Origin of the sequence: Photorhabdus caribbeanensis (assembly GCF_018448885.1) — a bacterium.
Taxonomy (GTDB): domain Bacteria; phylum Pseudomonadota; class Gammaproteobacteria; order Enterobacterales; family Enterobacteriaceae; genus Photorhabdus; species Photorhabdus caribbeanensis.
Map to the genome: position 1 here is coordinate 31,884 of NZ_RCWB01000036.1, position 24,654 is coordinate 56,537.

21 protein-coding genes are annotated in these 24,654 nt (G+C 42.1%); all 21 read right to left on the reverse strand.

Annotated elements, in window-relative coordinates; all coding sequences use genetic code 11:
- Positions 1-12: 12 nt before the first annotated feature.
- The gene (locus EAE90_RS19300) at positions 13-1,455 is read right to left on the reverse strand and encodes an SRPBCC family protein (RefSeq protein WP_214054857.1); all 1,443 of its coding nucleotides are present in this window, start codon (positions 1,453-1,455) and stop codon (positions 13-15) included.
- A complete protein-coding gene (locus EAE90_RS19305; protein WP_214054859.1) occupies positions 1,455-3,002 on the reverse strand; it encodes a class I adenylate-forming enzyme family protein in 1,548 nt (515 codons plus the stop codon). The genes EAE90_RS19300 and EAE90_RS19305 overlap by 1 nt, the downstream gene beginning before the upstream one ends.
- Positions 3,003-3,025: 23 nt before the next feature.
- On the reverse strand, positions 3,026-3,274 hold the full coding sequence (locus EAE90_RS19310; RefSeq protein ID WP_214054860.1) for an acyl carrier protein: 249 nt from the start codon (positions 3,272-3,274) through the stop codon (positions 3,026-3,028).
- A 34-nt stretch (positions 3,275-3,308) separates the two neighbouring features.
- The gene (locus tag EAE90_RS19315) at positions 3,309-4,424 is read right to left on the reverse strand and encodes a beta-ketoacyl synthase N-terminal-like domain-containing protein (protein WP_214054861.1); all 1,116 of its coding nucleotides are present in this window, start codon (positions 4,422-4,424) and stop codon (positions 3,309-3,311) included.
- Complete coding sequence (locus tag EAE90_RS24320; protein ID WP_214054862.1) at positions 4,417-5,703, reverse strand: beta-ketoacyl-[acyl-carrier-protein] synthase family protein; 1,287 nt, start codon at positions 5,701-5,703, stop codon at positions 4,417-4,419. The genes EAE90_RS19315 and EAE90_RS24320 overlap by 8 nt, the downstream gene beginning before the upstream one ends.
- A 946-nt stretch (positions 5,704-6,649) precedes the next feature.
- Positions 6,650-7,465 (reverse strand): cyclase family protein, encoded by an 816-nt coding sequence (locus tag EAE90_RS19325; RefSeq protein WP_214054863.1) that lies wholly within the window; start codon positions 7,463-7,465, stop codon positions 6,650-6,652.
- Positions 7,458-8,171, reverse strand: a complete 714-nt coding sequence (locus tag EAE90_RS19330; protein WP_214054864.1) for a 4'-phosphopantetheinyl transferase family protein — start codon at positions 8,169-8,171, stop codon at positions 7,458-7,460. Before EAE90_RS19330 ends, EAE90_RS19325 begins: the two co-directional genes overlap by 8 nt.
- 2 nt (positions 8,172-8,173) lie before the next feature.
- On the reverse strand, positions 8,174-8,950 hold the full coding sequence (locus tag EAE90_RS19335; protein ID WP_214054865.1) for an SDR family oxidoreductase: 777 nt from the start codon (positions 8,948-8,950) through the stop codon (positions 8,174-8,176).
- A gap of 726 nt (positions 8,951-9,676) precedes the next feature.
- Positions 9,677-9,997 carry a helix-turn-helix domain-containing protein gene (locus EAE90_RS19340; RefSeq protein ID WP_214054866.1) on the reverse strand — a complete coding sequence of 107 codons (321 nt, stop codon included), beginning with the start codon at positions 9,995-9,997 and terminating at the stop codon, positions 9,677-9,679.
- Positions 9,998-10,076: 79 nt separating this feature from the next.
- On the reverse strand, positions 10,077-10,301 hold the full coding sequence (locus EAE90_RS19345; protein ID WP_246550975.1) for a BsuBI/PstI family type II restriction endonuclease: 225 nt from the start codon (positions 10,299-10,301) through the stop codon (positions 10,077-10,079).
- A 38-nt stretch (positions 10,302-10,339) separates the two neighbouring features.
- Positions 10,340-11,719, reverse strand: a complete 1,380-nt coding sequence (locus EAE90_RS19350; RefSeq protein ID WP_214054867.1) for a VasL domain-containing protein — start codon at positions 11,717-11,719, stop codon at positions 10,340-10,342.
- Between the two features lie 53 nt (positions 11,720-11,772).
- Positions 11,773-12,207 carry a type VI secretion system baseplate subunit TssE gene (tssE, locus tag EAE90_RS19355; RefSeq protein WP_214054868.1) on the reverse strand — a complete coding sequence of 145 codons (435 nt, stop codon included), beginning with the start codon at positions 12,205-12,207 and terminating at the stop codon, positions 11,773-11,775.
- Positions 12,208-12,210: 3 nt separating this feature from the next.
- On the reverse strand, positions 12,211-12,747 hold the full coding sequence (tssJ, locus tag EAE90_RS19360) for a type VI secretion system lipoprotein TssJ (protein WP_214054869.1): 537 nt from the start codon (positions 12,745-12,747) through the stop codon (positions 12,211-12,213).
- Positions 12,728-13,804 carry a type VI secretion system baseplate subunit TssG gene (tssG, locus tag EAE90_RS19365; protein WP_214054870.1) on the reverse strand — a complete coding sequence of 359 codons (1,077 nt, stop codon included), beginning with the start codon at positions 13,802-13,804 and terminating at the stop codon, positions 12,728-12,730. Before tssG ends, tssJ begins: the two co-directional genes overlap by 20 nt.
- The gene (gene tssF / locus EAE90_RS19370) at positions 13,768-15,534 is read right to left on the reverse strand and encodes a type VI secretion system baseplate subunit TssF (protein WP_214054871.1); all 1,767 of its coding nucleotides are present in this window, start codon (positions 15,532-15,534) and stop codon (positions 13,768-13,770) included. The genes tssG and tssF overlap by 37 nt, the downstream gene beginning before the upstream one ends.
- Positions 15,535-15,622: 88 nt before the next feature.
- Positions 15,623-17,221 carry a type VI secretion system protein TssA gene (gene tssA / locus EAE90_RS19375; RefSeq protein WP_214054872.1) on the reverse strand — a complete coding sequence of 533 codons (1,599 nt, stop codon included), beginning with the start codon at positions 17,219-17,221 and terminating at the stop codon, positions 15,623-15,625.
- A 165-nt stretch (positions 17,222-17,386) separates the two neighbouring features.
- Positions 17,387-18,154, reverse strand: coding sequence for a hypothetical protein (locus tag EAE90_RS19380; RefSeq protein ID WP_339921751.1), 768 nt, complete (start codon positions 18,152-18,154; stop codon positions 17,387-17,389).
- Between the two features lie 192 nt (positions 18,155-18,346).
- Positions 18,347-19,378, reverse strand: coding sequence for a putative type VI secretion system effector (locus EAE90_RS19385; protein ID WP_214054873.1), 1,032 nt, complete (start codon positions 19,376-19,378; stop codon positions 18,347-18,349).
- Positions 19,379-19,454: 76 nt separating this feature from the next.
- Complete coding sequence (locus EAE90_RS19390; RefSeq protein ID WP_214054874.1) at positions 19,455-20,456, reverse strand: putative type VI secretion system effector; 1,002 nt, start codon at positions 20,454-20,456, stop codon at positions 19,455-19,457.
- Positions 20,453-23,059 (reverse strand): T6SS effector BTH_I2691 family protein, encoded by a 2,607-nt coding sequence (locus tag EAE90_RS19395; RefSeq protein WP_214054875.1) that lies wholly within the window; start codon positions 23,057-23,059, stop codon positions 20,453-20,455. Before EAE90_RS19395 ends, EAE90_RS19390 begins: the two co-directional genes overlap by 4 nt.
- A 100-nt stretch (positions 23,060-23,159) precedes the next feature.
- The gene (locus tag EAE90_RS19400; protein WP_049584517.1) at positions 23,160-23,651 is read right to left on the reverse strand and encodes an Hcp family type VI secretion system effector; all 492 of its coding nucleotides are present in this window, start codon (positions 23,649-23,651) and stop codon (positions 23,160-23,162) included.
- Positions 23,652-24,654: the final 1,003 nt, after the last annotated feature.

The following is a 24,654-nucleotide window of genomic DNA, read 5'->3' on the forward strand; positions in this document are numbered from 1 at the left end:
TCCTTTAAGTTACTAAATACGAGCGTCTAACCACTCTTTGCAAGCAAAAACCATTTTCTTGCTATTTTCTGAAATAGCATTTTTTACTATCTCTCGTTGTTTTACTTTATCTTCCGTACCAAATTTAACCGCACATAAATCATGATTTAATTCAACATCATGACTAGAAACAATGTACGAACCACATCCTTTACTCAATATTTGCCATGAGCCACTATGAGACTTTAATACTAAAGGAGGCTCTGGTTGGAAATATTCAATCAATAAATTATCCGCATCACAGAATCGTATACTACGGAAAGTCTCATTTCCATTTGGTGTTGATACTTCCATATTAAATTCTTGATGTTTATTATCATTGTAAATGACTTTCACTGAATCACAATGCGGTAATATCTTACTCCAGTCATCGATATTTAAAAATATCTTATAAACATCATCAATCTGGTGAGGAATATAATATCCCGCAGTGAATATTAATAAATTTGATTTTTTATGACTTTCTACCTGGCTCTTTATACTATCTATCTCCATTCGAGTATTATCATTGATAAATGAGAGAATAAAAGAATTAGCCTGGTCATGATTATCAACACCATCAACGATACCACTGACATCATCTAATAAAACCCAGTTCCTTTGTACCGTTAGAATACAGCGTTGATCATTAATAGGAATGACTTGCCACCTGCCATTCATCGCTTTTAATAATGGCATCGGTGTAGGCATAACATAATCAACCCGGTAAATAGCATCAAAATAATAGCGCTTCGTTTGCCAACTTACTGCTTTATTATTTTGTTTTGCTTTTATTTCAACCAATTCTTCATTACCTGCTCTCTCTAAAACTTCTGCACCATCACAGAATGAAAAAATATCTGTCCAACAAGAGACATCTTTAACCAATGTATAGACCTGCTGTGCTGGCGCCTCACATATAACCGAATGAGTACGATGTCCTGCTAATGCTTTTTCCGATCCCTCCGCTGATTCGACGATATTTTTTATATTATTTAGCTCTTTAACTGAATTAGTATCAATAGCTTTACTGATAAATTGGTGTGCCTGCTCTATTGTTTCAACACCATCAATTAATCCAGTTATTTCAGACTCAAGATCATACAAATGTTCTAATAGCAGCACACATTGTTGAGAATTAATTTTAATCACTCGCCATGACGTTTCCATCTCTTTAACTAATGTCATTGGGGGATTCAGTTTTGATTTTATACTGTATGTTTCTGGATAAAATTTACGATTTGATTCCCATTGCATTAATATACCGTTAACTAAGGCTTTAACTTCTATTTTTTCTCCCTCTTTATCCCTAAAGAGAGTTTTTACTTCCTGACAAGGTTCAAATATTCCTGGCCATTTATCAGAATTAATAATAATTTCATATACATCTTCTATCTGAGCATTACAAATAATTGAATGTGATTCTACATAATTCATTATTGATTCCTCAATGTAAATAGTTTTTTAGGATCGATTGACTTAATTAACTCTGCTTTCAATATCTTATCATTATGGCTTTTTGGAAAGTATTCGTCAGTAACATAGAACCAGTCCGGCCATTTTTCCCGACTTAATTTACTACTTAAAAATGATGAAATAATATCTTCAATTTCAGGTAATGATTTCTTCGATATCTCGCCACTCATGCAGGCAACCGGCTGATCAATAGCAACGCCATTTTCATGAAAAGAAAAACCAACAACCGTAGCCACATTCACATTGGGTATTCGGGATAAAATAGATTCAACTTCTTCAGGATAAATTCTATGTCCGTTAGCACTCATAAACGTATTTTGCTTACGTCCTTTTAAAATTAAATACCCTTCTTCATCTATATAACCGAGATCACCGGTGGCAAACCACTCATCAGGGGGCGTTATTTCTCCAGAAAGGACATCATAATATCCCTCCATGATACTGTCGCCTCTTAATATAATTTCTCCGATATTATCAGATGAGCCCATAATGGGTTTAACCGCCACTTCCAATGTATTGTCTATTTTGCCAACACAATAAATTGAATTGAGATATCTTTTATCACGATGATCTTGCTCATCTACCCAACAGAAAGGACCATAAGTTTCACTTAACCCATATCCCTGCATCCATTCACAGCCAATTAATTGGCGCCCTTTCTCAAGTACGCTAGGGGGCATAGCCGCAGCCCCATAAGCAATAACCTGTAAACAGGAGAGATCGATATTACGTTCCGCTGTTGATTTAACGAATAATTTCATTGACTCTGGGCGTAACATAATATGAGTGATTTCATTGCGAGAAAGGTAATCAGGCCATCTCTCTACATTTCTATCTTCGGGTATAAAAAGTGTTGATCGATGTAATAATGAACCGAAAGAAAAAATCACTCCAGTTGTATTATTTAACAAACCTGACATGAATATTTTAGCATTTTGAGTGAACTTTAATTTCTCTGTCACCGAACAAATTCTACGACATACTAACGATTCTGAAATACTAATAGCTTTCGGTTTACCTGTACTTCCACTGGTAAACAAAACAATAAAGTTAGCAATAGATTGCGGCGAATAAGTTATCATTGGAATTTCCGCAGTATCATTACCAACCCCAATATTATGTTCTGAAATATCAATCACATTAATGTTGTTTTCTTTTAATTTTCCAACAAAATGTTTATCCTTTTTGAGATAAACAACAAAATCGTATTGCACTTCATTGGTAAAATTAATCCATTCATCGATTGTTGCCGATGATAAATTATAGGGCATTAATAAATGCAACCCCATAGCACTGGCGGCAGCTAAAAAGAAAACACCTAATTCATCATGTTCAAATATAACAATAACTTTATGATCTTTTTGGACCCCTCGACTAAGTAAATCATCAATTAAATGGGAAACAGAAGATATGACCTCTTTTCTTGTATAATGATAATCCTTAGTGACAATACAATCATGATGTAAGTTATCATGCTCTGAATGTAACAACATAGAGATTAGTTTCATTTCTGTTTCCCTTTAATTAGTAATTAATTTTTATCGTTTAAACTTGATGAGACGAAATCAAGAACGGCTCTTCCTGTTTCCCAATTGCTAAATTGACTTTTCGTCGCGGAAATACCGAACTCTTTTTGAATCTCTTTTGCCAAGTCAGCCAATTCCGTAGAATCCATATCATAGGCATCAGCAAGGTTTGCATCCATATTGAAATCATCAATATTAACGTTAAGAAAAAGAGACAAAATTGTTTTTATTTTTACTTCTGGATTATTATTCATATATTTTTCCTCGCGTACTTAAATATTTCAGAGATTAAATAGTTGAAAAACTCAACGCACATACATGACCTTGATTACTAAGGCGCTGAATTATTATTTGGTTAGTATTTGAAAATTCATTTATTTTATTAGATTGTTGTTCTCCATCCCCGTTATTTTCTGACAAAAATGATGATGCCAGGACTGAATCAATCACGCCACTGACTGAAAATTGATTATTCAAATAGGGTCTCAGATTTATAAATGATGTTTTTATCTCTTTATTTGAGAAAGCCTTACTCGTTATCTCTTTTTCATCATCATATATTCCATCCATAATAAATACAGCATTCCCATTATGGTTAAATAGCTCAGCAGTATATTCTAAGGTGTTATTTCTGGTATTTTTATCCGGTGCAAAATAATCAACAAAACCGGTCAATTCACACAATATCGAAGCACCACGTTCTAAAGCATGTTGCCTCTCTTCCAGCACCAGAAATGCAGCGCCTTCGGAAAAATCGCCTGGCCGTTTTTCGCCAAAAACCTCAGAGTGTTTCTGGTTTGACGCTTTCTCCAGTAAATTTTTAACTAACGGGCTGGAAAGATGTTCTGACGCGCCACATAGCATCACTTCCGCAACACCATTAGAAATCGCTTCCGCTGCATAGCCTATTGCTTGCATCCCTGCCACATCAGAGGTAGAAAACGTTTTAGATTGTGCACTAAAACCATAAAGCAGTGACAATTGCCCTTGAAGCGCCGCAGGGAACCATGCCGTGGCAACATAAGGTCCCATTCCCGTTATGCCTTCAATATGGAGCGCTTTAACTTCATCCTCAATATGTTGCCATCCACCAAAACAGTTTCCGACATATATTCCAACGCGATTAGGATCAAGCTTATTTACATCCAATCTACTCGCTTTTAATGCCATTTCAACGGCGACGATACCATAAACCGAAAATTCATCAATTTTGCGTCTTAAGCGGTTATTGATATATTTTGCCCCATCGAAATCACTCAATGTTCTTATTACAGAACTTGCGGTGGTATTATTTTTCGATTCTTGGCTCAATAACTTCTGAATAACGTTTGATTTTATGGCAGTGACATCATTGCCATCTGGATGTATTGCACCAACACCGGTAACAACAACTCTTCTACGCATTGTCTACTGCCCTCATAACAATAACACTGTGAATACCAGAAAAACCACTTGATAATTTTAATGCGGTCTTAATTGGATATGCGCAACCTTGATTAGGAATATAATCTAAATCGCAATCAGGATCTGGCGTTTGATAATTAATTGTTGGGTGAACATACTGTTTTTCTATTTCCAGACACAATGCTACAGACTCGATCGCATTAGCGGCAGCTAAAGCATGACCTGTCATTGATTTTAATGAGTTAATTGGAATACCGAATGCATTTTCTCCCAAAACAAACTTAATCGCATTTGATTCGTTAATATCATTTTGAGCCGTAGAGCTACCATGAGCACTAATATAATTTACCGTTGATGGCGACACCTGGGCATCCTTCAATGCCATATCAATGCATCGCGCCATTGCCATTCCATCCGCAGGCAAGTCAGTCATATGATAAGCATTATTGACGGATGCATACCCTGCTAATTCAGCATAGATATGTGCTCCACGCTGCTTAGCGTGTTCATAAGACTCTAAAATTAATATTCCACACCCTTCAGCAATCACAAACCCATCCCGCTCAAGGGAAAAAGGACAAGTCGCCGCTTGCTGATTTTCCAACTCCCTTGACGAGAGCGCCCCTAAAGCTTCAAAAGAGCCGATAGAGAGTGGACAAAGCGGCGCTTCACTTGCACCAGCCAACATAATATCCGCTCTGCCATAACGGATATGCTCCATCGCAATGCCTAATGCATCAAGCCCTGCCGCACAGCCGGTTGATATATTACTGACGGACATCGATGCGCCATATTTTTTCGCAACAGAGGTTGCCGCAGAGCTAAAATCGAAGCTGTCATAATCTTCTGATTTAATTAAATCAGGGTGAATATTCTCTTTGCCGCCATTGGTGATTCTGAGTAAACACTCTTCCATGCCCGCAGCATCGGCAATCGCTGTTGCTATCGCCACGCCAAAACGCCGACCATCAATGTCTGAAGGTTTTAAATTTGCATCTTGCATCGCCATCTCAGCGGCATCTAACGCAAACTGGAGATATTTACGCTCACTTTTCAGAACAAACTCTTTGTTATTGCTTTCGTTACCGTAAACTTTTCCTATTGCTCCGCTTTTAAAACCAAATTTTTCTCTGCCCCACTCATATTCACTCACTCCCGATTTACCGTTATGAATATTGTTCCAAAATTCATTAATGCCAACACCTGTCGGTGCAACAACACCTAGCCCTGTCACCACAACTCTACGCGGTTGAGATTCATTTCTGTTATTTATTATCACAATAATTATCTCGATAGAAATAGAATAAACATTTGTTCAGGTAAGTTTTATTAAGATAAAAGCTACCCATTTTCATTTAAGAAAATCATTATTTTAAAGTAGTGATATTAAACTACTTTATTTATTTTTAAATTTACATTTGCCATATATATGTTTGATTTTTATCTCCTAACCAAAATTCTTGAAAACAAGCACCAAACCATAATTCCATTTGAATACTCATTTGGTTATTTCACTGATTTTTCATCTAGTTAAACTGCAAGAACAATATGAATATTTCAGGTTAAACCAAACTAAGTTAACTCCCTTCGATCTGCATATGGATAGAATAATTAAGCTTTTTCTTAATACCTCAATTTATTCTTAAAAATCATCCAGAAAGGAGATGACAAATTTATTATTATAGAGCTGATATATCCGCTCACAGTACAATATATCCAAAGCAATATAGCCAAAGCAATATAGCCAAAGCAATATAGCCAAAGCAATATAGCCAAAACAATATAGCCAAAACAATATAGCCAAACAACATAGCAAAGATAAGATATCTTTTGCTAGCCTATATACCTATCATATTTCAAGTTGCCTTTTTGTTGGCTGCACTCGCTCACCCTGGTAACATAGTTATCTATGCTCCCGGGGATTCACTCCCTTGCCGTCGCAATCCATCTTGAAATCCATAGGGTATATATCACCTTGCTCACTGGAATTTCCGATTAAATCGGCGTATCTATTCTACCTCTAATCATTAGTTTATACTGAGCTGTATCTTTGTGGATTCGATACAAGTAAATCATGCAACATACAATTCATACCTTAAGCACCTTTTTCTAAATATCTAAGGCATGCTAAGGCATATTGGATATTAGATTTAATTGTATGATCTTGAAGTCGTTTTTCTGCTCATATTTACCCCGTCTTACCATATAGTTATATATTATTATTATTATAATATTGCGACTACTCGACTCCATGAAGCATCTGCTTTCTCTAATTTTATTGGAAAACAGCACACTTTAAATCCATAAGGTTTAGGAATACTGGTTAAATTACAAAGCCGTTCTATCTGTAAATAAGGGTGATCCCGCCCGATAAAATGAGATGGCCATAAGCAATCTTTATTCCCAGTTTTTTTATAGTCGTTAATCATCTCGATGAATGGTCGATCAAAGCTAAATGCATCGGTCCCAATAATCTTTACCCCTTGCTCTACTAACCATTGAACAGCACTACTTTCAATCGCTCTATAGTGAGTAAAATAGGATTTTGCTCCTAGCAGTTTATCAGCTCCAGTATTGATAAGGACAATATCATTTTCTTTTATTTTATAATTAATTTTCTTTAATTGGTTTTCTACCGCCTGTTTATCAATTGATTGATTATCATGACTAAAATCAAGTAATACACCATGATTATAAAACCAATCCAAAGGGATATCAGTAATTGTTGCTGGCTGCTCTTGCCCTTCATGCCACCCATAGTGATAAGGAGCATCAATATGCGTTCCGGTATGTGTGGTCAAGTGATAATACATCAGTGATAATCCCATACCATCAGGAAAATCATTGTGATCAATGATCCACTTTTTGCGTTTGAACCGTTTTACAAAGGCTCTTTTCCACCATGAATTGGTATGAAAATACAAATAACTTTCACCTAATTTATTGGCGCCCTCTTTATGATCAACGATTCCCCTAGTTACTTTCTCAGGCTCCCAGAAATCACAATCTATAGGAACACTTAAGTCAATAATATTACTCATCTTTGTTCCTTATAATTTCGGAATAGTTTATTTCATTGATATTCGGTGTAGCAATTACTTTCTTTTGAGATAAGGCACAAACAAATTTCTGATGATGAATCAATAATGTGCTCGACTCTAACTCTTTCATATCTTTAACAGAATCAGGATTATTAGCTAATAATTTCTCATGTAAAGTCGAAGCAAATAATTTAATATATGCTTCAAATCTAACCCAATAGCATAATAACATTAAATGATAATAATTCTGAAATCCGTGGTTATCTCCCAATCGTTGTTTTAACATTACATCTTGCATATATTCCAGCTCCTTATCCTTAATAAAACATTCAATAATTTCTGAAAGTTTTATCTTAGAAGGAGTGACTTCAATATCAACACCTATTTCCCTTGAGCTAAAACCGATGGCACAATAGTTTCCTGACGCACTCAGTGAAAAATAATATTTGAAGTCTTGCTCCGTGGATATATAAGGTTTTCCGTTATCATTCGTTATGATTTCATAATCAGATAAATATTGACTTAAAACATAACGCAATGCAGCCCGTCGAAATATAAATCTTTTTCTTCTATTCGCTAAACAAATTTGGTTATGGCGAACTATATCAGAATGGTGAATTAACTGTTCAATAGAAGCTAAATCAATATCGTCGATTTTAATAATCCAAAGATCAAAAAAATCAGATGATAAAGAAATGCCGTCCATAATTAGTAATTACCTAATCCACCACACACATTAAGTGCTTGAGCGGTTACAGCCCCGGCGAGAGGAGATGCAAGATAAGCAACCATTTCAGCCACTTCATTAGGTTCAACATATCTTCCGATAGGAACACGCTCTTCGACTCTTCTTTTCGCCTCAGCGACATCAGTACCCCAAATTTTGGCGTAATGTTCTCTAACACGCTCCGCCATCTCACTCTCAACAAACCCAGGACACACTGCGTTAACCGTCACACCTGAACCATTACGCGCTAATTCAAGCCCCAAGGATTTAGTCAGGCCAACCACACCATGCTTAGAAGCCGAATAAGGCGCACCATGAATAACACCTTGTTTCCCGCCGGTGGAGGCAATATTGATAATTCTGCCGCCGGATAACATTAATTTTCTTTTCAAAACTTCATGTATAACAAAATAAATGCCATTTAAATTAACGTTTATGACATTTTGCCAAGTTCGTGGGCTTATTTCAGCAGTAATACCGCCACCAGCAATGCCAGCACAATTCACAAGTACTGTCAGCTTATTATCTTCAAGATCCAGTTGATCAAACGCTTTTTTAACATCTTCATGATTAGAGACATCACAAACTATTTTCTTTGCAAATTGACTACCATATTTATTGCGTAACTTACCAATTGCACTATCAAGACGCTCAGGAGTACGCGATAATAATATTGGTTCAAAGCCATCTTCAGCTAACCTTTCTGTAATTGCGAAACCAATATCTCCTGTCGCACCAGTAATAACGGCATATTTCATCTGAACTATTCCTATCGTTATTTATATTATTGCTATTCACGAAAAAACTCGATTACCCCTAACAAGCATTATTCACAAACTAGTGACAGTTTTTGTCAGCATTTACGAAAAATATTAACCTTTTCACGTAAAGAATAATAATATATCGGTGTTACATTTACAATAACTTATAATACCAAAACACTTTATCATGTCACTATACAAATTCATTTTTCTTACGAACAGAGAGGCAAATAAATACTCAGAAATAACCACCGAATTTAAAAAAAGATTAGAAAATAAGATGTTATGAATTAACCGCTGGGTTATTTTATCATGAAATAATAATTGATAGATGGGACAAAGTGCAATATAGGAAACCCTGAAAGCTTTTATTACCTATCCCTTAAACAGGCTTATGTTACCAATTAATCCCATTGTTGGCACAGATTGATGAAAGATATATTCCAAGCACGTACTCTTACCATCAGCATGTCAAAACCGGCGATATAACAAAATTAATCACCGGCTGGATTATGTGACAATTTAATGCACGACTGATCTCTATAAAATATAACTTTTTGTTATATTAAATATATCAATAAATATATTTCAGCAACGTTATTAAAAGGAATTAAATATAAAGATCATAATTTCTCAATATTATCTATCGGAATAGTTTAGATCTTAATTTTATAACAAATAATTCTCTTATTAATAATAAATCTTACCGGATATTTATTATATTTACGCGACTTTTATTATTTTATCTACCGCAACAGTCACCATACCGTCGTGATAACTAAATTCGAAATTCCAACCGAGCCGATTTAGCATATTGAATAATTTATCAATAGTGTGGTTTTCCAGCTTTCCATTAATGATCTCGCTAATTCTCGCTTGAGTCGTTCCCAAAAGCTCCGCCGCTTTTACCTGACTTAAACCGCGCTCCTGAATCATCTTACGGATGATCACCATTAATTGAGCGCGAATATGTTTATCATTTGCTTCGTTAGGATTATTGCTGGATGAAACATAAGGGTTTTTCGTTACTATAAATTCCATCATCTCTACCTTAATCAGTGCCAAAGCCGACAAATTATATCAAATTTGATATAAATGCAATATCTATCCAAACACGGTACACTCATTCGTAAGGGCCAAGGAAACGCACCCCGTTAAAGTGAATAAGATGGGACGGCGCATCTGCAACCCACACCTCACTCTCCCATACAATTTCACCAAGGTAGCGGCTCATAATACTTCGGTTAGGAAAAGCGGTAACGTAGACCAGACCGGCTGTGAAGAACGGGGTTTTACGGCGCATCGGATAAAAATAGATAAAACATCCCCTCTCCTTCATGAGCAGCATGTTAACCCGATTTTGTTAATTTCTGACTTTCCACAAAGTTACCCTCCTACTTTCAGCAACAAATAATAGCGATTCAGCAATTGATTAAAACGGGTGTTAATTTGCATCAGTAATGCCAGCGATACAGTGCCACTCTTTTTTTGTTCCGCCAGTTGACGCAGCAACTCCTCTAATGGCGGAGTATTCGCCAACGGCTGCCGAATGCTAAACACCATAGACTTCAATTCAGAACCGGTGAGATAACGACCGCGTTTCTCATCCAATGCGTCAAGTCGGTCTGTCAGATGTTGCAGGCGTAATTGGGCTAGATGGTAATTTTCCAATGCCTGCATCGGTAATGCCGCCGCCTCACGCTGGTGTAACCACTGATTTTGCATATCCTGTACTGCCTGACTGGCCGGCCACAATGTACGTAGCTGTTGTAATAGCTGAGAACCATAACTCAAAGGCCAAAAAGCTGGCAAAGTGGTTAAATTTGTCAGCTGCACACGACTCGCATCCAACGTTTTATCCTGTAACCGGCTCAGTAGCGCCGCATTATCCGATCGGTGTAATTCGGCAAGTTGTGCAGGCAGCAGTGTCTGCGGTAACGGGTAGGCCGTCGCCAGCAAAGCCTCAACCAACGGGGACGGTTGCCGTATCCTGTCCACCAGCCAACCGCCCGTCACAACCAACGCACAAAATGCAACTCCCGCCACAAAACCGTGCCAAGCTTTCCAGCGCGAAGCAGGCACAACCTGAGCGACTTTGACTTGCGGTTGCACCGATGAGATTGTCTCCTGTACCACGTAGATCAGTTGCGGCGAAGAGGGTTCTTCGGGCAGTAAAATAGCCTTGCCCTCAACAGGTTGCGCCGAGGCAAGAGATACTGCTACCGCGCCCTTTTCCTGCTCCAGACACTCTAATCGCCGGGCGCTGTTGTGAAGCTGTACACGCAAACTGTCAAGTTTACTGACATGTTTCAGCTCCAGACGTTGAAGCATTTCGCACAGTTGCTCAAGCACCTTTTCCGCCCGGTAAATGAGCGGCAAGTCAATATAAGAGAAGATGCAAGTACGCAATACCTGCTGTAAGCGTGCAGCCAGCCAGGCGAAAATTTCAATCCGCGCATGCGTTGGTTGAGGCCAGAACTGCGCCCATTGATGGCTCACTAATCCATCAATCAATGCTAATCCTTCATCAATACCGGCTAATCCGGCGCGTTGAGCGCGGGCCAATGTGTACCAGGCGGCACTTTGTAGCTCTACGCCATTTAATCGAAACAACGCCAGACAAAGTTGTTCAACTCTGGCCCAATCAACATCAGGTCGAGCTGGATGGTTCAATTTACCGATTTCTTCTTTCAGCGCGCTGAATTCCGGCAGTGCGCGTGGGTCATCCCCGGTATGTATCGTGTTACCGGATGATATTGTAGTCATAACAGTTATCCTTAGCAGGCTATTTCAGCAAGCCAACCTGATGAAACAGAGGGTTAATCGATATGGCCTTGTTGACGTAAATGGCGGATTAATACCTTCCCTTCCGGTACAAATTCCGTACTAAAACGCACTAATCCTATGTCTTTCAGCTCAGCGTTGATGTCATAACGCAGATGCCCCGGCTCAATTTGCGGCAGTAACGTGATATAGATTCGTTTCAAACGCGGCTCATAGGTCAACAACGTGTGTTCGATTGTGGCAATCAGACTCTGTGACGACGCGGGCAGCCCTTGCAAAATGACGTTGAAATCAGGCAGGCCATAATCCGGTAAGTGAGCAATCGAACCTGCTCGACTGCTCAGGATACGTTGCATATTATCCATCACGGATAAAATCACTTGATTTCGTTCATCGATCTGATTGAGATCCAGCCCACCGTTAAAGTTAAACATCAACATTTCGTAAAGCGAAGGTCTTAGATGTTTCATTGATCACCCCTTCATTCCATTCAATGTCAGGGTGCCGCTACCCAACTCGATCGTGCGCGGTTTCTCAGCATCCAATTCGTCACGCCTGATCACCAACCGCCAACCACTATTGGCGGCATCCGGTGTGTGAAACAGCCCCACAATCCCCACAAACCGTGCCGCTTTCTCCATCGGCATATCCAGTGACACACTCCCCTTCGGCGCCACTCTGATATCCCGCTGCGCCAGCCAATCCGCCTTAAGCGCCTCGCTGTCGCCTTTCAACAGTTCCGTATAACTGGCACGCTCAAATGCTTTATTGTCCTTAAGCTGATAAACACGTACCACCGTGCTCAACGGAGTTTGCGCGTCGGTGGTGTTAAGGGCGCTGCGTGCACTGAAATCCAAATGCAGCGTTTTCACCTGTTTATGAAAAATGGATTGCGTAACGGCTACCGTGCCGTCAGTTACGGTCTGTGTCAGACCACATCCAACTAACCCTTGCGCCATCAGACAGACGATGCCGCCCATCATGGCTGATTTAAAATTGATAGCTGCCATTCTCGGCCTCTCTATATTGATAACTCGGTAAGAGCCCTTGATAGTGCCCCAAATTAATTTTCACCATGCCAGAAACCGTTGATGATCCCGGTTTCAATCCCAATACACCTGTACGACCTAACCGAACACGCTGTTTCCCTAACTGTGCTGACGGTAATACCCATTTGGGTAAGGTGAGCTGTAATCGCACGCTACAACGCCAGCCCAGATAAACACGCAGCAACACCAACAGGTCGGTATGCAGTTCCCCCTGCGGCAGCCACCCTTGAGCTTCATCGATATCTTCGGTATAGAGATCCAGCATCATTTGGCTGTTAACATCCGTCCCGACTTTGCTCAGTATTGGACGTTGAGAAAGTCGAACCGGATGGTGACGACTTAAGCGAACCGGTTGAGTCAACCGTACTCGCCTGCGATCATGAGGAACTACCTGTACCTGCGTGCGAGGAGCCAACAGCTTGACCAGCGCCATCACCCCTTCTGCTATCCGGGTTGGCAATCGCATGATACTGAGCAGCGCCAGAAAGCGAGAAGCCGGCGTAGCAATATGTTGCTGGCTGCCGGCGATCCCCAAACCAATCAGCCCAAGCAGGCATTGCGATGTTTGATCTTGACCACTCGGTTCATAAGTCGCGGGATAGGAATATTTACGCCAGATACGGTAATACTGGGTCATCATTCGATGGTTAAAAATATCCAGAAAGTCTGCTACGCCTTCATAACCTTCACTCTGCTGAACGATATCATTCAGATAAGCCGTCGGTAGTGGCGAATCCACCCCATACAAGCCGAGAAACGTGGTGCGTACTGTCGGCGGCAACTCCGGCTGTTGCTCATCCCACTCCACATTTTTCAGTTCACCGGCAGGAAAACCCATACCAGGATCAGGCCGGAAACGGATCGGATCATCACCGGGGGACATCGTACTGCCCAACGGCGGACGCCCATCCCGCATACTCTCCAGCAATTGACAGAAGCGATAAAAGTTAAAATCGTAAATATTCGGCGCCAGTTGCCGCATCAACCGGGAATACGTTGATTGTGATTTTCTTGCCATCGCAAACATCTCCCAGAAGGTTGAAGGACCAGTGTCAATTGGTTAAACAGATGAATATCGGTATACAGCGAGAAGAAACGGTTAAGCAGTTCACCGAACAGGAAAATATCGCCTTCGCCGGAAAAGCCATTGCTGTTCAGGGTAATCTCAATATCAACGCCCCGGAGTAGGAAGCCCTTTTCAAAACGTTCGATCAAAGCGTGTCTCACCCCAACAATGGCGTCCAGACAGCGGCAGTTCATCTCATCATTTGTCCAGTTATAAAGCCCTAACGTGCCGCGCAGCACCTCTGGGTTATCCATCATGCTAAGAAAGTTAGAACCGAGATGACTCAATATCCGCCAGTGGAAACGGTCATTCGCCGGGGGATAACAGGGCAATGTTGGTGAACAGAGGTTCCTTACGCGCAGCGTGCCCGCGGCGGAGTGTAGTGTCTGTTCAAGTTGGGTATTACGTAATGCCTGACGAGGTAACTGGCCGTTGGTTCCGGTGATACGCAATGAAAGAGTTTCATCATCAAGCTCTGGGTCAGTTTCAAACGATTCCCCGCCGAGGATCAGCCAGGTATCGTGCAAACCCGAAGGACTTCGGCATACACGAGTATGGAAATAACGCTCCGGTGCGGAACTACGCATGATGCCACCCCGATGACGAAAGCTGCTAAACGGAACAAAACGCTGAGCGTCACCTCGGCGGGAAGAGGAGACTTCATCCACCGAATAGATTTCGGTATGACCATCCTGAATGCGCATCGGACGCAGTAGATACTCATTTTGCAGCCGCGAAATGTGCATCGGATCAGCTTCAACACGGAACAAATTGATTACCGGCACACAATGCAACCGAATATTTTCCGCTGAAAACTTCAATTCATAGGGCCACAGTTCACTGAGTACGATATCCAACTCAAACCAAGGCGTACCGCCAGGAATCTCTAACGAATCCAAGCCATTGAGCGCCACAAACATAAATTTTTCACGGAACGTGAAATATTCCAGTAACAACTGATAGCCACTGAATGCGCTCTCCTGTTTCGGCCACAGAACATCGTCATTGTCGAATCCCATTGGCGAGAAAGAGCCATTCTCAAGACGAAAACGCTCTTCCTTACCGGGTAAGCGCGCGTAAATGTGTTGAGTCTGCCGGGTCAACGCCAGATGTAAGGCAGAACTCACCGGACGGCCCGCTTTGAGATACAGAGGCAGCCGCGCCAAATCCACCTTATCCCACTCCGTCAACTGACCGCAGTCAAAACGCAAACGAATTACTGAACGGCCGTCGGCTTCATTTTGCAACGTCGCAGAGGTGATATGCAGCGGTGTAATCTGCACATCGCGGGTAGTCCGGTAATAGCAGCGGGTCTGGCTTGGTCCTACGGGCTGAGATATCACCTCAAACCCTTTGGCGATCACTTCACTGCTTGGCAAAGTCTGATAATCAGGCGCCAATTCAACAATAGAGAGTGAAGGAATAGTCCGCAGATAGTGCGGCCACAGCAAACTCACCAGCCCTTCCGTCAGTTCCGGTAAATCATCATCAAGTTTCTGACGCATCCGACCCATCAAGAAAGCGAAGCCTTCAAGCAATCGCTCTACATAAGGATCAAGATCCCGATCGTCGCTCAGATTCAGCATGGCTGCCCGATCCGGGTGCGCCTGCGCAAACTCTTTGCCAGCTTCACGCAGATAGTGCATTTCCGCCTCGTAATAGCGGAGAATTAAATCATCCATATCATCACTCTTAATGGTTGTTATAAAACGAAAAATAAAACACGTTGAGAAGATCTACAGTTGCGCCTCCGCCTGAGAAGAGAGTCAATCAACCGCAAAGCACCGAAGCTCTGACCGGATCAATCGCCACCAATCCAGCCAGCAGAGCCTCCATCCGTTGCGCCATCCTCGCCTTATCATGCTCACTGCGTTGAGCTTTCATACGCAGCAACTTAAGCAGACACGCTTTCACCTCAAACATCAGTTCCGGCTCCCATTCGCCAAGATTGAATTGCTCATCGGCGTCAAGTTCAGTCAACAAATGCAACGCCATTTCATTTTTGCCGTATTGCTCAGCCACCCGCGCCATCAGCAAACGCTGCAACCAACGGTGACGCGCCCCATTAATGCCGGGCAATTGCCCCAACCAGCGCAACGCCGCATCAATGCCCTCGCTGTCCGCCAGTTGCAGCGCTTCCGCTTCCAGCGCCAAAACGTCATCATCGTGTCGAGGTTGCACCGGCAAATGCTCAAACTGCCAATCAGCCTGATTGTCATAAACCTGTTGGGCTATCCAACTGGTTGTCACCTCATCAGCAAAGGGCGTCCCATCGTTATAGGCCATACTCTCCAGCCCCGGCAGCCGCTCAAGCAGTATCCTCAGATCGTGTTTCATGATGTCCGCCCAACCTTCGTAAGGGCAGCCCAATCGGCTTAATGCCTGACAGAGATACCATTGCAAATCCAGCCAAAAATGATTCACCCCTTCCGCAAACATACGCTCGGCCTGTTCCAATAACTCATGCCAGTTCTGTTGCCGGTAAAGCCGCTTTAACTGAGCGCGATATTCAGTGCGGGGAGGAACCAGACGGGTACGCTCATCAGCATCCTGTGGTGGTAATTGATGTACGGTATCCCAACGGACGCTACGTATTAGCCGGGCGGAAGAGAGCCAGCCCTGAGGCTGATCACGCAGATAACGCACCAGTTCCCGCGCCTGATTCAGCAGATCACGCCCAGATTGTACCTGACGCCATACCGGTGGCTCACCCGGCGCTGATGCTTTGCTCTGTCCCGCCGATGGCGGAACCGGAGCGGCAGTTTGCGGCACCACCGCACTCACGCCGCCGGACTGAGCTAATCGATTCTCCAGTGTTCTTGCCAGCCCGACCAAGCTTGGACGAGATTCTTCATCCCAAGAGGAAAATGAGTGTTCCAGTAACACCAACGCCGCCAGAATGTGGTCAAAATCGGTCCGATTTACCTCTGGATAGCGCGATAAACTGTCCCGCATTTTTGCGCCTGTCAGCCATTCCAGAGCAGCTTTACGGCTGCCAGCCCGACTGGGCAACAGGGCTTCGCCAAAACGATCCGCCAATCCGGCCAATAGCGCCAACCCTTCTGCCAGACCGCGTTCCCCTTCGCAATGCAGCCTGGCCCACACATAGTAGGTCGCCACGCGGACATCTTTGCATTTGGTGGTCAACAACTTTTCCGCCAGTTGACAAATCAGGGCGGTATCAATGCCACTGATTTTGTTAACCTCTTCCCGCATATGCTGAAAATCGTCTTCATAGACCGGATCATTGCCTGTAGGCGCATCGGTACTAATGGGTAACAACCAGCTTTCCCACCGCGCCGCGTTCTGCCGAGCTTCGGCAAGGGCATCACGTCCAACAAAACAACTCGCAATTAGCTGTTGCAGCATCTCTATATTCTCCTTTGACGCTGAATATCTCTGTCAGCCTCTGGAATTCTGCTCGTGAATAAAGAGACAGAAATAACTTCACCATCGCTATTGAGCTGATTGCTCAAGCGAATAACACCTTTAAACATCACAGTCCCTATATTATTAAGGATAAATTTTTCACGTTTAGAACGTGATAATATTATCGTTCGGATTATTCCATGCAGCCTGTGAAAGCCGCTTGATGACTTTTATCAGATCGTCTCTTTCAACAAATTTCTTTGAAAATACGATGTTGATTTTTTTATTTAAATTAACAGCAAGCAGCACACTCTCTTCACGCTCCTCCACCCTATTAATACAGCCATAAGGCAAGAAAATCGTTTTACTCAACGCGGTTGGCGTTAACAGAAAACCCCCTTCTGTCTCAGCAAAGAAATAACGACCTTCTGTTTTCCGATATGAGAGACAATGCATAGCCGTCATCATCACACAAATATTACTCGCACCCTTAATTGACATAACCAGCGTTATGCAACCCAAAATACACATCCTTTTCCAATACCTATCCCGGACAAAATAGACCGTGGAATCAGGAGTGATATTACCTGCCTGATATTGATATTCATAGAATGGGGATAGTGCAACTCGTTGAATCGACAATAAACACCCTATGAAATAAACCGCGCCAAATGGGAAAAAACAAGATGCAATAAACGAACTGACTTTCGCATACTTTGGCGCTTTGAGAATAACAAACAGATTAACCACCTCCAGCAAAATAATAATTAACATCAAAGCATTGAATATTGGTGATTTAGCAATAAGATATTGCTCTTTATAAGAAAATTCAAAATAACCAGCACCCACTACCTTTATAGCAATCAGTAAGACTAAATAGGTTAATACATTAATAGCCAAACCTATCCAAACCATTTTATAGATCTGATTCACAAAAAAACCTTAATTTACACAAAATTACATATCAATCGCATAAAAATAGATAAAACTTTACATTGGATAATTCATTACTGAATTTTCCGAAGACAAGCAATCTCTTAATATCTCGACAACTCTTTATAGATAATCTTGGGAACTCACCATACATGCTCTCTTTAATTGTTTTCTACTGCTTTATTACTTGAATCAGTAATAGTAGTAATAGCTGGAGTAACAGCTCTTATCTGGCAAAATCCTCTTACTCCCCTCATTCAATTTTCCATCCGGGGAATTAGCTTTGATTTTCCTCAGCCTCTTTTTTGTGAATTTCTCAAGATTAATTTCTGTAGGATTAGGAAACCCCAATACAGTAAAAATTTCCTCAGCCAGCCTGAGTGTTGGTTTAGGATTCCTCATGCAATAAAAATAAACTAATGGTGAAAGGATAATGGCTATCACACCAAAAGACAAAGACATATATTTTATACAATTCACCATATATTCAACAAAGTATTCCACCACATATTTTATAATGAACTCTCCACCATCAAAAATCGCATCGCTCGTGAATATAGGAAAAATAGCCAAAGAACCATACCAGACGACACGTATATTATATTTAGCATTTGAATGAATACCCTGTTTACAACGTGGCGTCATAGAAACCACTCTTAATTCGGGATGGGCAATCGCATAAACCATATAATGCCCCTCTTGCTCGATTACCGCTAATTCAACATAATCCCCCACTTTTGCGGAAGTAAACCCCAGCCAGCCGTGGAAGGGAACGCCATTGATTTTTCCCCGCACAAAATCACAGACATCACTTACCCTAACGGTGGTTTGTGAATCAGTACCCGAGGCATTTCCTGCTATTGACACCCCAACTCCCCGATACAATTTCCGTTCATTCTGACAGGCAAAGGCGGCTGGACCATATTCACGATCGGTAAAATAACCAATCACACACAGGGCCTCGAACTCTTCCAATACACCACTCACTTTGATTAACGGCTTACCCGGCGGCAATTCCGGTGGTGGCGGCTCTTTTGCTAATATCGCATCTAGCTCAGGGATTTTAGCTTGAAGATTCATTATTTCCTGTTCCGCTCTTTTTTTGCTATCGGGAAAATTGATGGCATGTTTTCGGTTTACACTAATATCAATATCAATGCCCTTTCTCTGCCTTTTGATTTCATCAAAATCAATAGCCTCTTTATAAGGACGATAGGTACTCATGAGATATCCTTAATTGCGTTAGCAAAACTTTTACGTTGTTCTTCATACAGTTGATTCCTATTTTTAATTACTTGAATCAGTAATAGTAATAATAACTTATAAAACAATCTTTATCGGGTAAAACTCTTTCACTCTCTTTACCTGATTGCCCGTCCGGGGAATTAACCTTGATCTCCTTCAACCTCTTTTTTGTGAATTTCTCAAGATTAATTTCCGTAGGATTAGGAAAACCCAATGCCGTGAAAATCTCCTCAGCCAGCCTAAATGTCGGTTTAGGTTTTCTCATACAGGAAAAATAGATTAACGGTGAAAGGACAATTGCCATCAAACCACAGAGTGAAGCGATACATTTTATATAACCAAGAATATCTTCTCCGTTTTGTTCATCAAAAAGGCTCGGTATCATAAATATAAAAAATAGCAGTAAAGCAAAATACCAAGTAGCGCGTATCTGATATTTGGCATTTGAATGAATCCCCTGCTTACAACGCGGCGTCATAGAAACAATCCTTAATCCGGGATGGGCAATGGCATAAACCACATAATGCCCTTCTTTCTCTGTTACCGCTAATTCAACATAATCACCCACTTTGGCTACAGTAAACCCTAACCAGCCGTGGAATGGGATACCATTGATTTTCCCCCGCACAAAATCACAGACATCACGCTTCCGAACATTAGTTGACGCATTAGACCCCGAAGTATTTCCCGCCAACGACATTAATAGCCCGCCATACAACTCCAGTTCTTCCTGACGGGCAAAGGCAACCGGATCATATTCACGATCGGTAAAATAACCAATCACACACAGGGTTTCGAACTCTTCCAATACGCCGCTCACTTTAATTAACGGCTTACCCGGCGGTAATTCCGGTGGCGGCGGCTTTTTTGCTAATATTGCATCCAGTTCGGGGATTTTGGCTTGAATCTCCGCAATGGCTTTTTCTACCTCTTCTCCATCTTCAGGACGACGTTGAATTCTTTCTTGCTTCACCTCTATCCATGTATCAAGACTACTTCTCTGACTTTTTATTTCATCAAAATCAATAGCCTCTTTATAAGAACGATAGGTACTCATATGCCGTCCTTAATTGCATTAGCAAAACTGTTACGTTGTTGTTCACACAACTTATCTTTCTGTGATTCAGGGTAAATCCATTGCGTGGATTGCAAATTTTTCGCTGGCTCCAAACCAAAAACACAACTTCTGCACCATTTTTGTAAATCATTATCAGAAAAATAGGTCACTAACGCTTCAACCACAAAAATTAACAGCATCGCCTCCCAAGTGCACAACCAAGCAAGAGTTTCCCACGCTAAAAGCTTTGCTACCCCCTCAACAAATAAATTTTTAGAAGAAAGTAATGCTCTATCAATTAAAACTTCTAATAAACCATTTAATGCCTTTACTAATTGCATAAAATCATAAGCACTTTTAAGACCGTAAAGGCCAATAAACTGCCAGCGCCCTCTGCCATGATATTCAGAAAAAAGGTCACTGATATCTACTCCCAGATTTAATGCAGAAGAGAGCGTTCCCGCATTCGCTCCAATAAACTTAATAGTATCGGTAGCAACCAAATCCTTTATTCCGTGTTTAACTATCGGTTCCACAATCTCCATCGCTGTACTCAGTGTACTTAAAAACGCTGAGGTCACTTGGGCGTGGCCCTTAACATCCCCTTTACTCTCTTGTAGCTGATTAGAAAACTCCAAGACATTAGAAGCTAAAACTAACCATTTAATCCGGGATTTTTTTAATACTGGCTCTCCTTCAGCGCTGTCTGCAAATTTTTTAAAATCAGACTGATATTTATTACTTTTTTCCAACCGCTCCTCAGAACCCGGCTTCTTAAGCTGCTCCAACACCTGCTGCCGAAACGCATTACCGTCCTTAAGTTGTGATACTGACAGTTCAACCATCTGATCAAGCGGCACACCTGAAATCACCGATAACAGCGCTTTACTCAGCATTTCATTCATGCTGTCCAGCACTTTTCCCAAGCGAGTAAAATTCAAGAACCGATCCCCCAGCGTGACCAGTCGCCGGTCACAATGCAGCATGGCACGAGCAAAAGTACTGTTGGATTTTGGCGGCTTTTCCAGCGCTTCATTCGCTTTATCGTAGGCTTCAATCAGTTTCCCACTCAGATCTGACACCACTTTCATAAAATCAGAGGGTGCCGCCGGTTGATGGTTATCCTTATTCAGCTTCATCTTCTGTAAAAACCCGTCCATCTCTTTCATCACTTCCGGGTTATTCAGCAATAACGAGCGCCAGACAATATTTTCCGGTGGCAACGCAGAATATTCGTCAATTAAAGCATCTAAATAGGCACAACCGGTTTCGGTCACGTTAAGCGAAGCGATGGCATAATCCACTGCCTCACGATAATTGAGATTGTCCTCCAGTCGGGTGGTATGAAAATCCTGACAACAGGTGATAAACCCACTCTGTTTCAGCCAACTCACCCTAAGCTGGGCCAGTTGCTCCAGCTCTTTCGCCACATCGGCACAAAAATCGGCATAACATTGGTTAAATGCCTGTCGTTTAGCCAGATTCAGCTCCGCAGTATATTTCTTCCAATCACGGGCAACACCTTTCTTACCCGCTTCCGCCATGTCACGAGTAACATACTCTTTGAGCTTAGCCTTCTGCTGATCGGAAAAAGCCTTGAACTCCTCCTGCTTAGTGACTTCAAGCGCTTTATCAACCTGCCCTTGCACATCCGCGGCTTTCAATTTATACAGTTGATTTTCCACACCATTCAATGAACTGTCGGTCATAAATTCGATCGACAATTCATCCAGAAAGGTTTTATGCGCCCCGGCGATATCATCACTCCAGCCCGCTAATTCATGCGCCATCCCTATCGGATCATGCAACGCTATTAACACCGGCGATACCGGCGTGCCATCCGCAGCCCGCCCGCGCTTTTGCATCGCTCTGACCGTAATGTCCGCACATCCCGCTCGCTTGCTACTCCACGGATACAAGGTGCTCTTCGGTCTCAGCGCACCGTGATAAACTTCGTAGTAGGGTGCCTCTTCCAATGTCCGGCTGATACGCGACACTTTCCGGTTACAAGGCAGAACATATTTGCCGGAATCATTGTCGCCCAGACAGTAATCGATTACCCCATTCAGGTTCTCTATCGTCGCCTGAGCAATCCCCACCCCTTCCGGCACCCCGCGCCACTGCCACGGTTTCACGCACTGCATCCGCCTTTCCCGTGCTTCGCGGTTGTTGTGATAATACTCAATGATCTCCTTGCTCCACATTGAGGGAGAGAAAGCCAGCCAAGTTTCCGTATACAAGGCCATATCCTGGAGTACGATAAATTCCACATTAGCGCTCTGATGAGTCGGCGCATGACAATCTGAGGTTTTCTGGGGTAAGACACCAAAAGGCGCACTCAGATTTTGCCATAATGCACCATCCTCGCTGACGCTCCAGGTATCCCAGCTCTCCGGCTCACCTAATCCGGCATTAGTATAATAGACATACAAAAACCCTTGCCGTAAGGCACGCAGCGCATAATGATAACCCGGCGCAGAAGGTTCTGGCGTTTCCGCCCACACCGGCAAGGTTTCCGAAACATTATCGGGCACCACGGTATAGCGCACCGGCAGCAGTGCCGGTCCGGTAGACTCACACATCCAACATAACGATTGATTCATCACAAAATCTCCTGTTCTTCCGAGGGAAGACAGGCACCGCAATCATACCGGCGCCTGTTAGATTCAAAGTGGCTGGCACAACCGCCAGCCCGTCAACCCATTACGCCTGATTGCGCTCATTCCATGCATCAGAGTGAATGATGTTGCCGTCTTTGTACGTCCAGGTGATTTTTTCGTAACGAAGCTCGACACGTTCCAGATGGTTGTGCTTCTCTTTGGTCGGATCTTTGATGTCATGCATCAACGGCGCCACTTTCACCACCTTCACATTGTTCAGATGAGTGATGAAATAGACCTTCTCCTGACCGGCATCATCAATTTGGTACCACTTGAATTCCGCCGATTTCAGGGTCTGACCAGACGTCACTGCTTTATACAGATACGGACTAGACGCATCGACCTCTTTAGTGAACACCAGCGGCGCATGCACACGGGTGCCCGTCAACTTGCCAGTATTGTTATCCGTCGGGATATGTAGCGCATGTTCCAGCGCCACCACCTCGATACTGCCCTCCCGGTTGTGTACATCCACCGAGCCTTTAATGTCGGCGCCGCCGTCATCTTTCAACCATAAATACGCAGGGATTGCCATACCCATGACTCCTCTATTATTGAATGGGTAATGCCACCAATATCGGTGACGTGATTAAAACCCTAACCGAATACATTATCGGTTTTCATCCCCAGTTAATTCGGGGGAACAGTCAATAGATGCCGGTATTTCCTTATTCAGCAGTTAACCGGGAGAAGAATAATCATATAGCCTGGAACATGCGTTCAAATTAATAGATCCATTAACTACACAGACAGTTACTGAATAATTAATATCCTCCATGCGGGTGCATATTAAAATCAAGTCTTTTTTTATCAAATAGCACAAAATGTTTAATGAAAACGGCAAAATTCATTATATCTAAACCAAACCTAAACAGAATGTCATTTGTTTAGATAAAAAGATCGCACTGATTTAAATAATATGATAGCGGCTCACCATACAGATATTTACATTTCTCACAGCCCTAACAATAGAATATATTTTTACTTTATTTTCAATGCGTTAATTAATATCAAATATACAACACCGGCATTACCCCATCCTTACCATGACTCAGATTCATTAATCATCAATACGTTACCGACACGTAAAAAAGAATAATTCTCAGTTATATTATGCGAATGAGAATAGATTTCATTATTTAAAATAATCTCATCGATAATAGCCTCCCGTTGATTCAGGACAGCGATTACCCTGCCTCATCACAAAGCATTAAACATAAATAGGAATATCATGATGATATGCTTATAACATATTGACCATCAGATAAATGACCAAACTCAGCTAAATATTCTGGAGATAACCGGCAATATCACGCCGTTTATCATTCCCGGTTTATACCCTCAAATAAGCGATTATTCTGTTCCTCAGTCTTTGTTATTTATCCCCGATTCAGCAAGGCTATTTCCCGTATTCTCCACAAAAATCGTTTTCGGCAATCTAAACCCCCGCAGTTTCAATAATGCCAGCGGCCCTTTCCCGACTTCGGTCCGCAGTACCCAGGTCAGCGGCAACCCCTCCGGCGTGGTAAATCTCAACC

What these genes read in the sequence shown, in the direction of transcription:
- EAE90_RS19300 (WP_214054857.1), bottom strand. Translation starts at nt 1,455, where the DNA reads ATGAATTATGTAGAATCACATTCAATTATTTGTAATGCTCAGATAGAA.
- EAE90_RS19305 (WP_214054859.1), bottom strand. Translation starts at nt 3,002, where the DNA reads ATGAAACTAATCTCTATGTTGTTACATTCAGAGCATGATAACTTACAT.
- EAE90_RS19310 (WP_214054860.1), bottom strand. Translation starts at nt 3,274, where the DNA reads ATGAATAATAATCCAGAAGTAAAAATAAAAACAATTTTGTCTCTTTTT.
- EAE90_RS19315 (WP_214054861.1), bottom strand. Translation starts at nt 4,424, where the DNA reads ATGCGTAGAAGAGTTGTTGTTACCGGTGTTGGTGCAATACATCCAGAT.
- EAE90_RS19325 (WP_214054863.1), bottom strand. Translation starts at nt 7,465, where the DNA reads ATGAGTAATATTATTGACTTAAGTGTTCCTATAGATTGTGATTTCTGG.
- EAE90_RS19330 (WP_214054864.1), bottom strand. Translation starts at nt 8,171, where the DNA reads ATGGACGGCATTTCTTTATCATCTGATTTTTTTGATCTTTGGATTATT.
- EAE90_RS19335 (WP_214054865.1), bottom strand. Translation starts at nt 8,950, where the DNA reads ATGAAATATGCCGTTATTACTGGTGCGACAGGAGATATTGGTTTCGCA.
- EAE90_RS19340 (WP_214054866.1), bottom strand. Translation starts at nt 9,997, where the DNA reads ATGATGGAATTTATAGTAACGAAAAACCCTTATGTTTCATCCAGCAAT.
- EAE90_RS19345 (WP_246550975.1), bottom strand. Translation starts at nt 10,301, where the DNA reads ATGCTGCTCATGAAGGAGAGGGGATGTTTTATCTATTTTTATCCGATG.
- EAE90_RS19350 (WP_214054867.1), bottom strand. Translation starts at nt 11,719, where the DNA reads ATGACTACAATATCATCCGGTAACACGATACATACCGGGGATGACCCA.
- tssE (WP_214054868.1), bottom strand. Translation starts at nt 12,207, where the DNA reads ATGAAACATCTAAGACCTTCGCTTTACGAAATGTTGATGTTTAACTTT.
- tssJ (WP_214054869.1), bottom strand. Translation starts at nt 12,747, where the DNA reads ATGGCAGCTATCAATTTTAAATCAGCCATGATGGGCGGCATCGTCTGT.
- tssG (WP_214054870.1), bottom strand. Translation starts at nt 13,804, where the DNA reads ATGGCAAGAAAATCACAATCAACGTATTCCCGGTTGATGCGGCAACTG.
- tssF (WP_214054871.1), bottom strand. Translation starts at nt 15,534, where the DNA reads ATGGATGATTTAATTCTCCGCTATTACGAGGCGGAAATGCACTATCTG.
- tssA (WP_214054872.1), bottom strand. Translation starts at nt 17,221, where the DNA reads ATGCTGCAACAGCTAATTGCGAGTTGTTTTGTTGGACGTGATGCCCTT.
- EAE90_RS19385 (WP_214054873.1), bottom strand. Translation starts at nt 19,378, where the DNA reads ATGAGTACCTATCGTCCTTATAAAGAGGCTATTGATTTTGATGAAATC.
- EAE90_RS19390 (WP_214054874.1), bottom strand. Translation starts at nt 20,456, where the DNA reads ATGAGTACCTATCGTTCTTATAAAGAGGCTATTGATTTTGATGAAATA.
- EAE90_RS19395 (WP_214054875.1), bottom strand. Translation starts at nt 23,059, where the DNA reads ATGAATCAATCGTTATGTTGGATGTGTGAGTCTACCGGACCGGCACTG.
- EAE90_RS19400 (WP_049584517.1), bottom strand. Translation starts at nt 23,651, where the DNA reads ATGGCAATCCCTGCGTATTTATGGTTGAAAGATGACGGCGGCGCCGAC.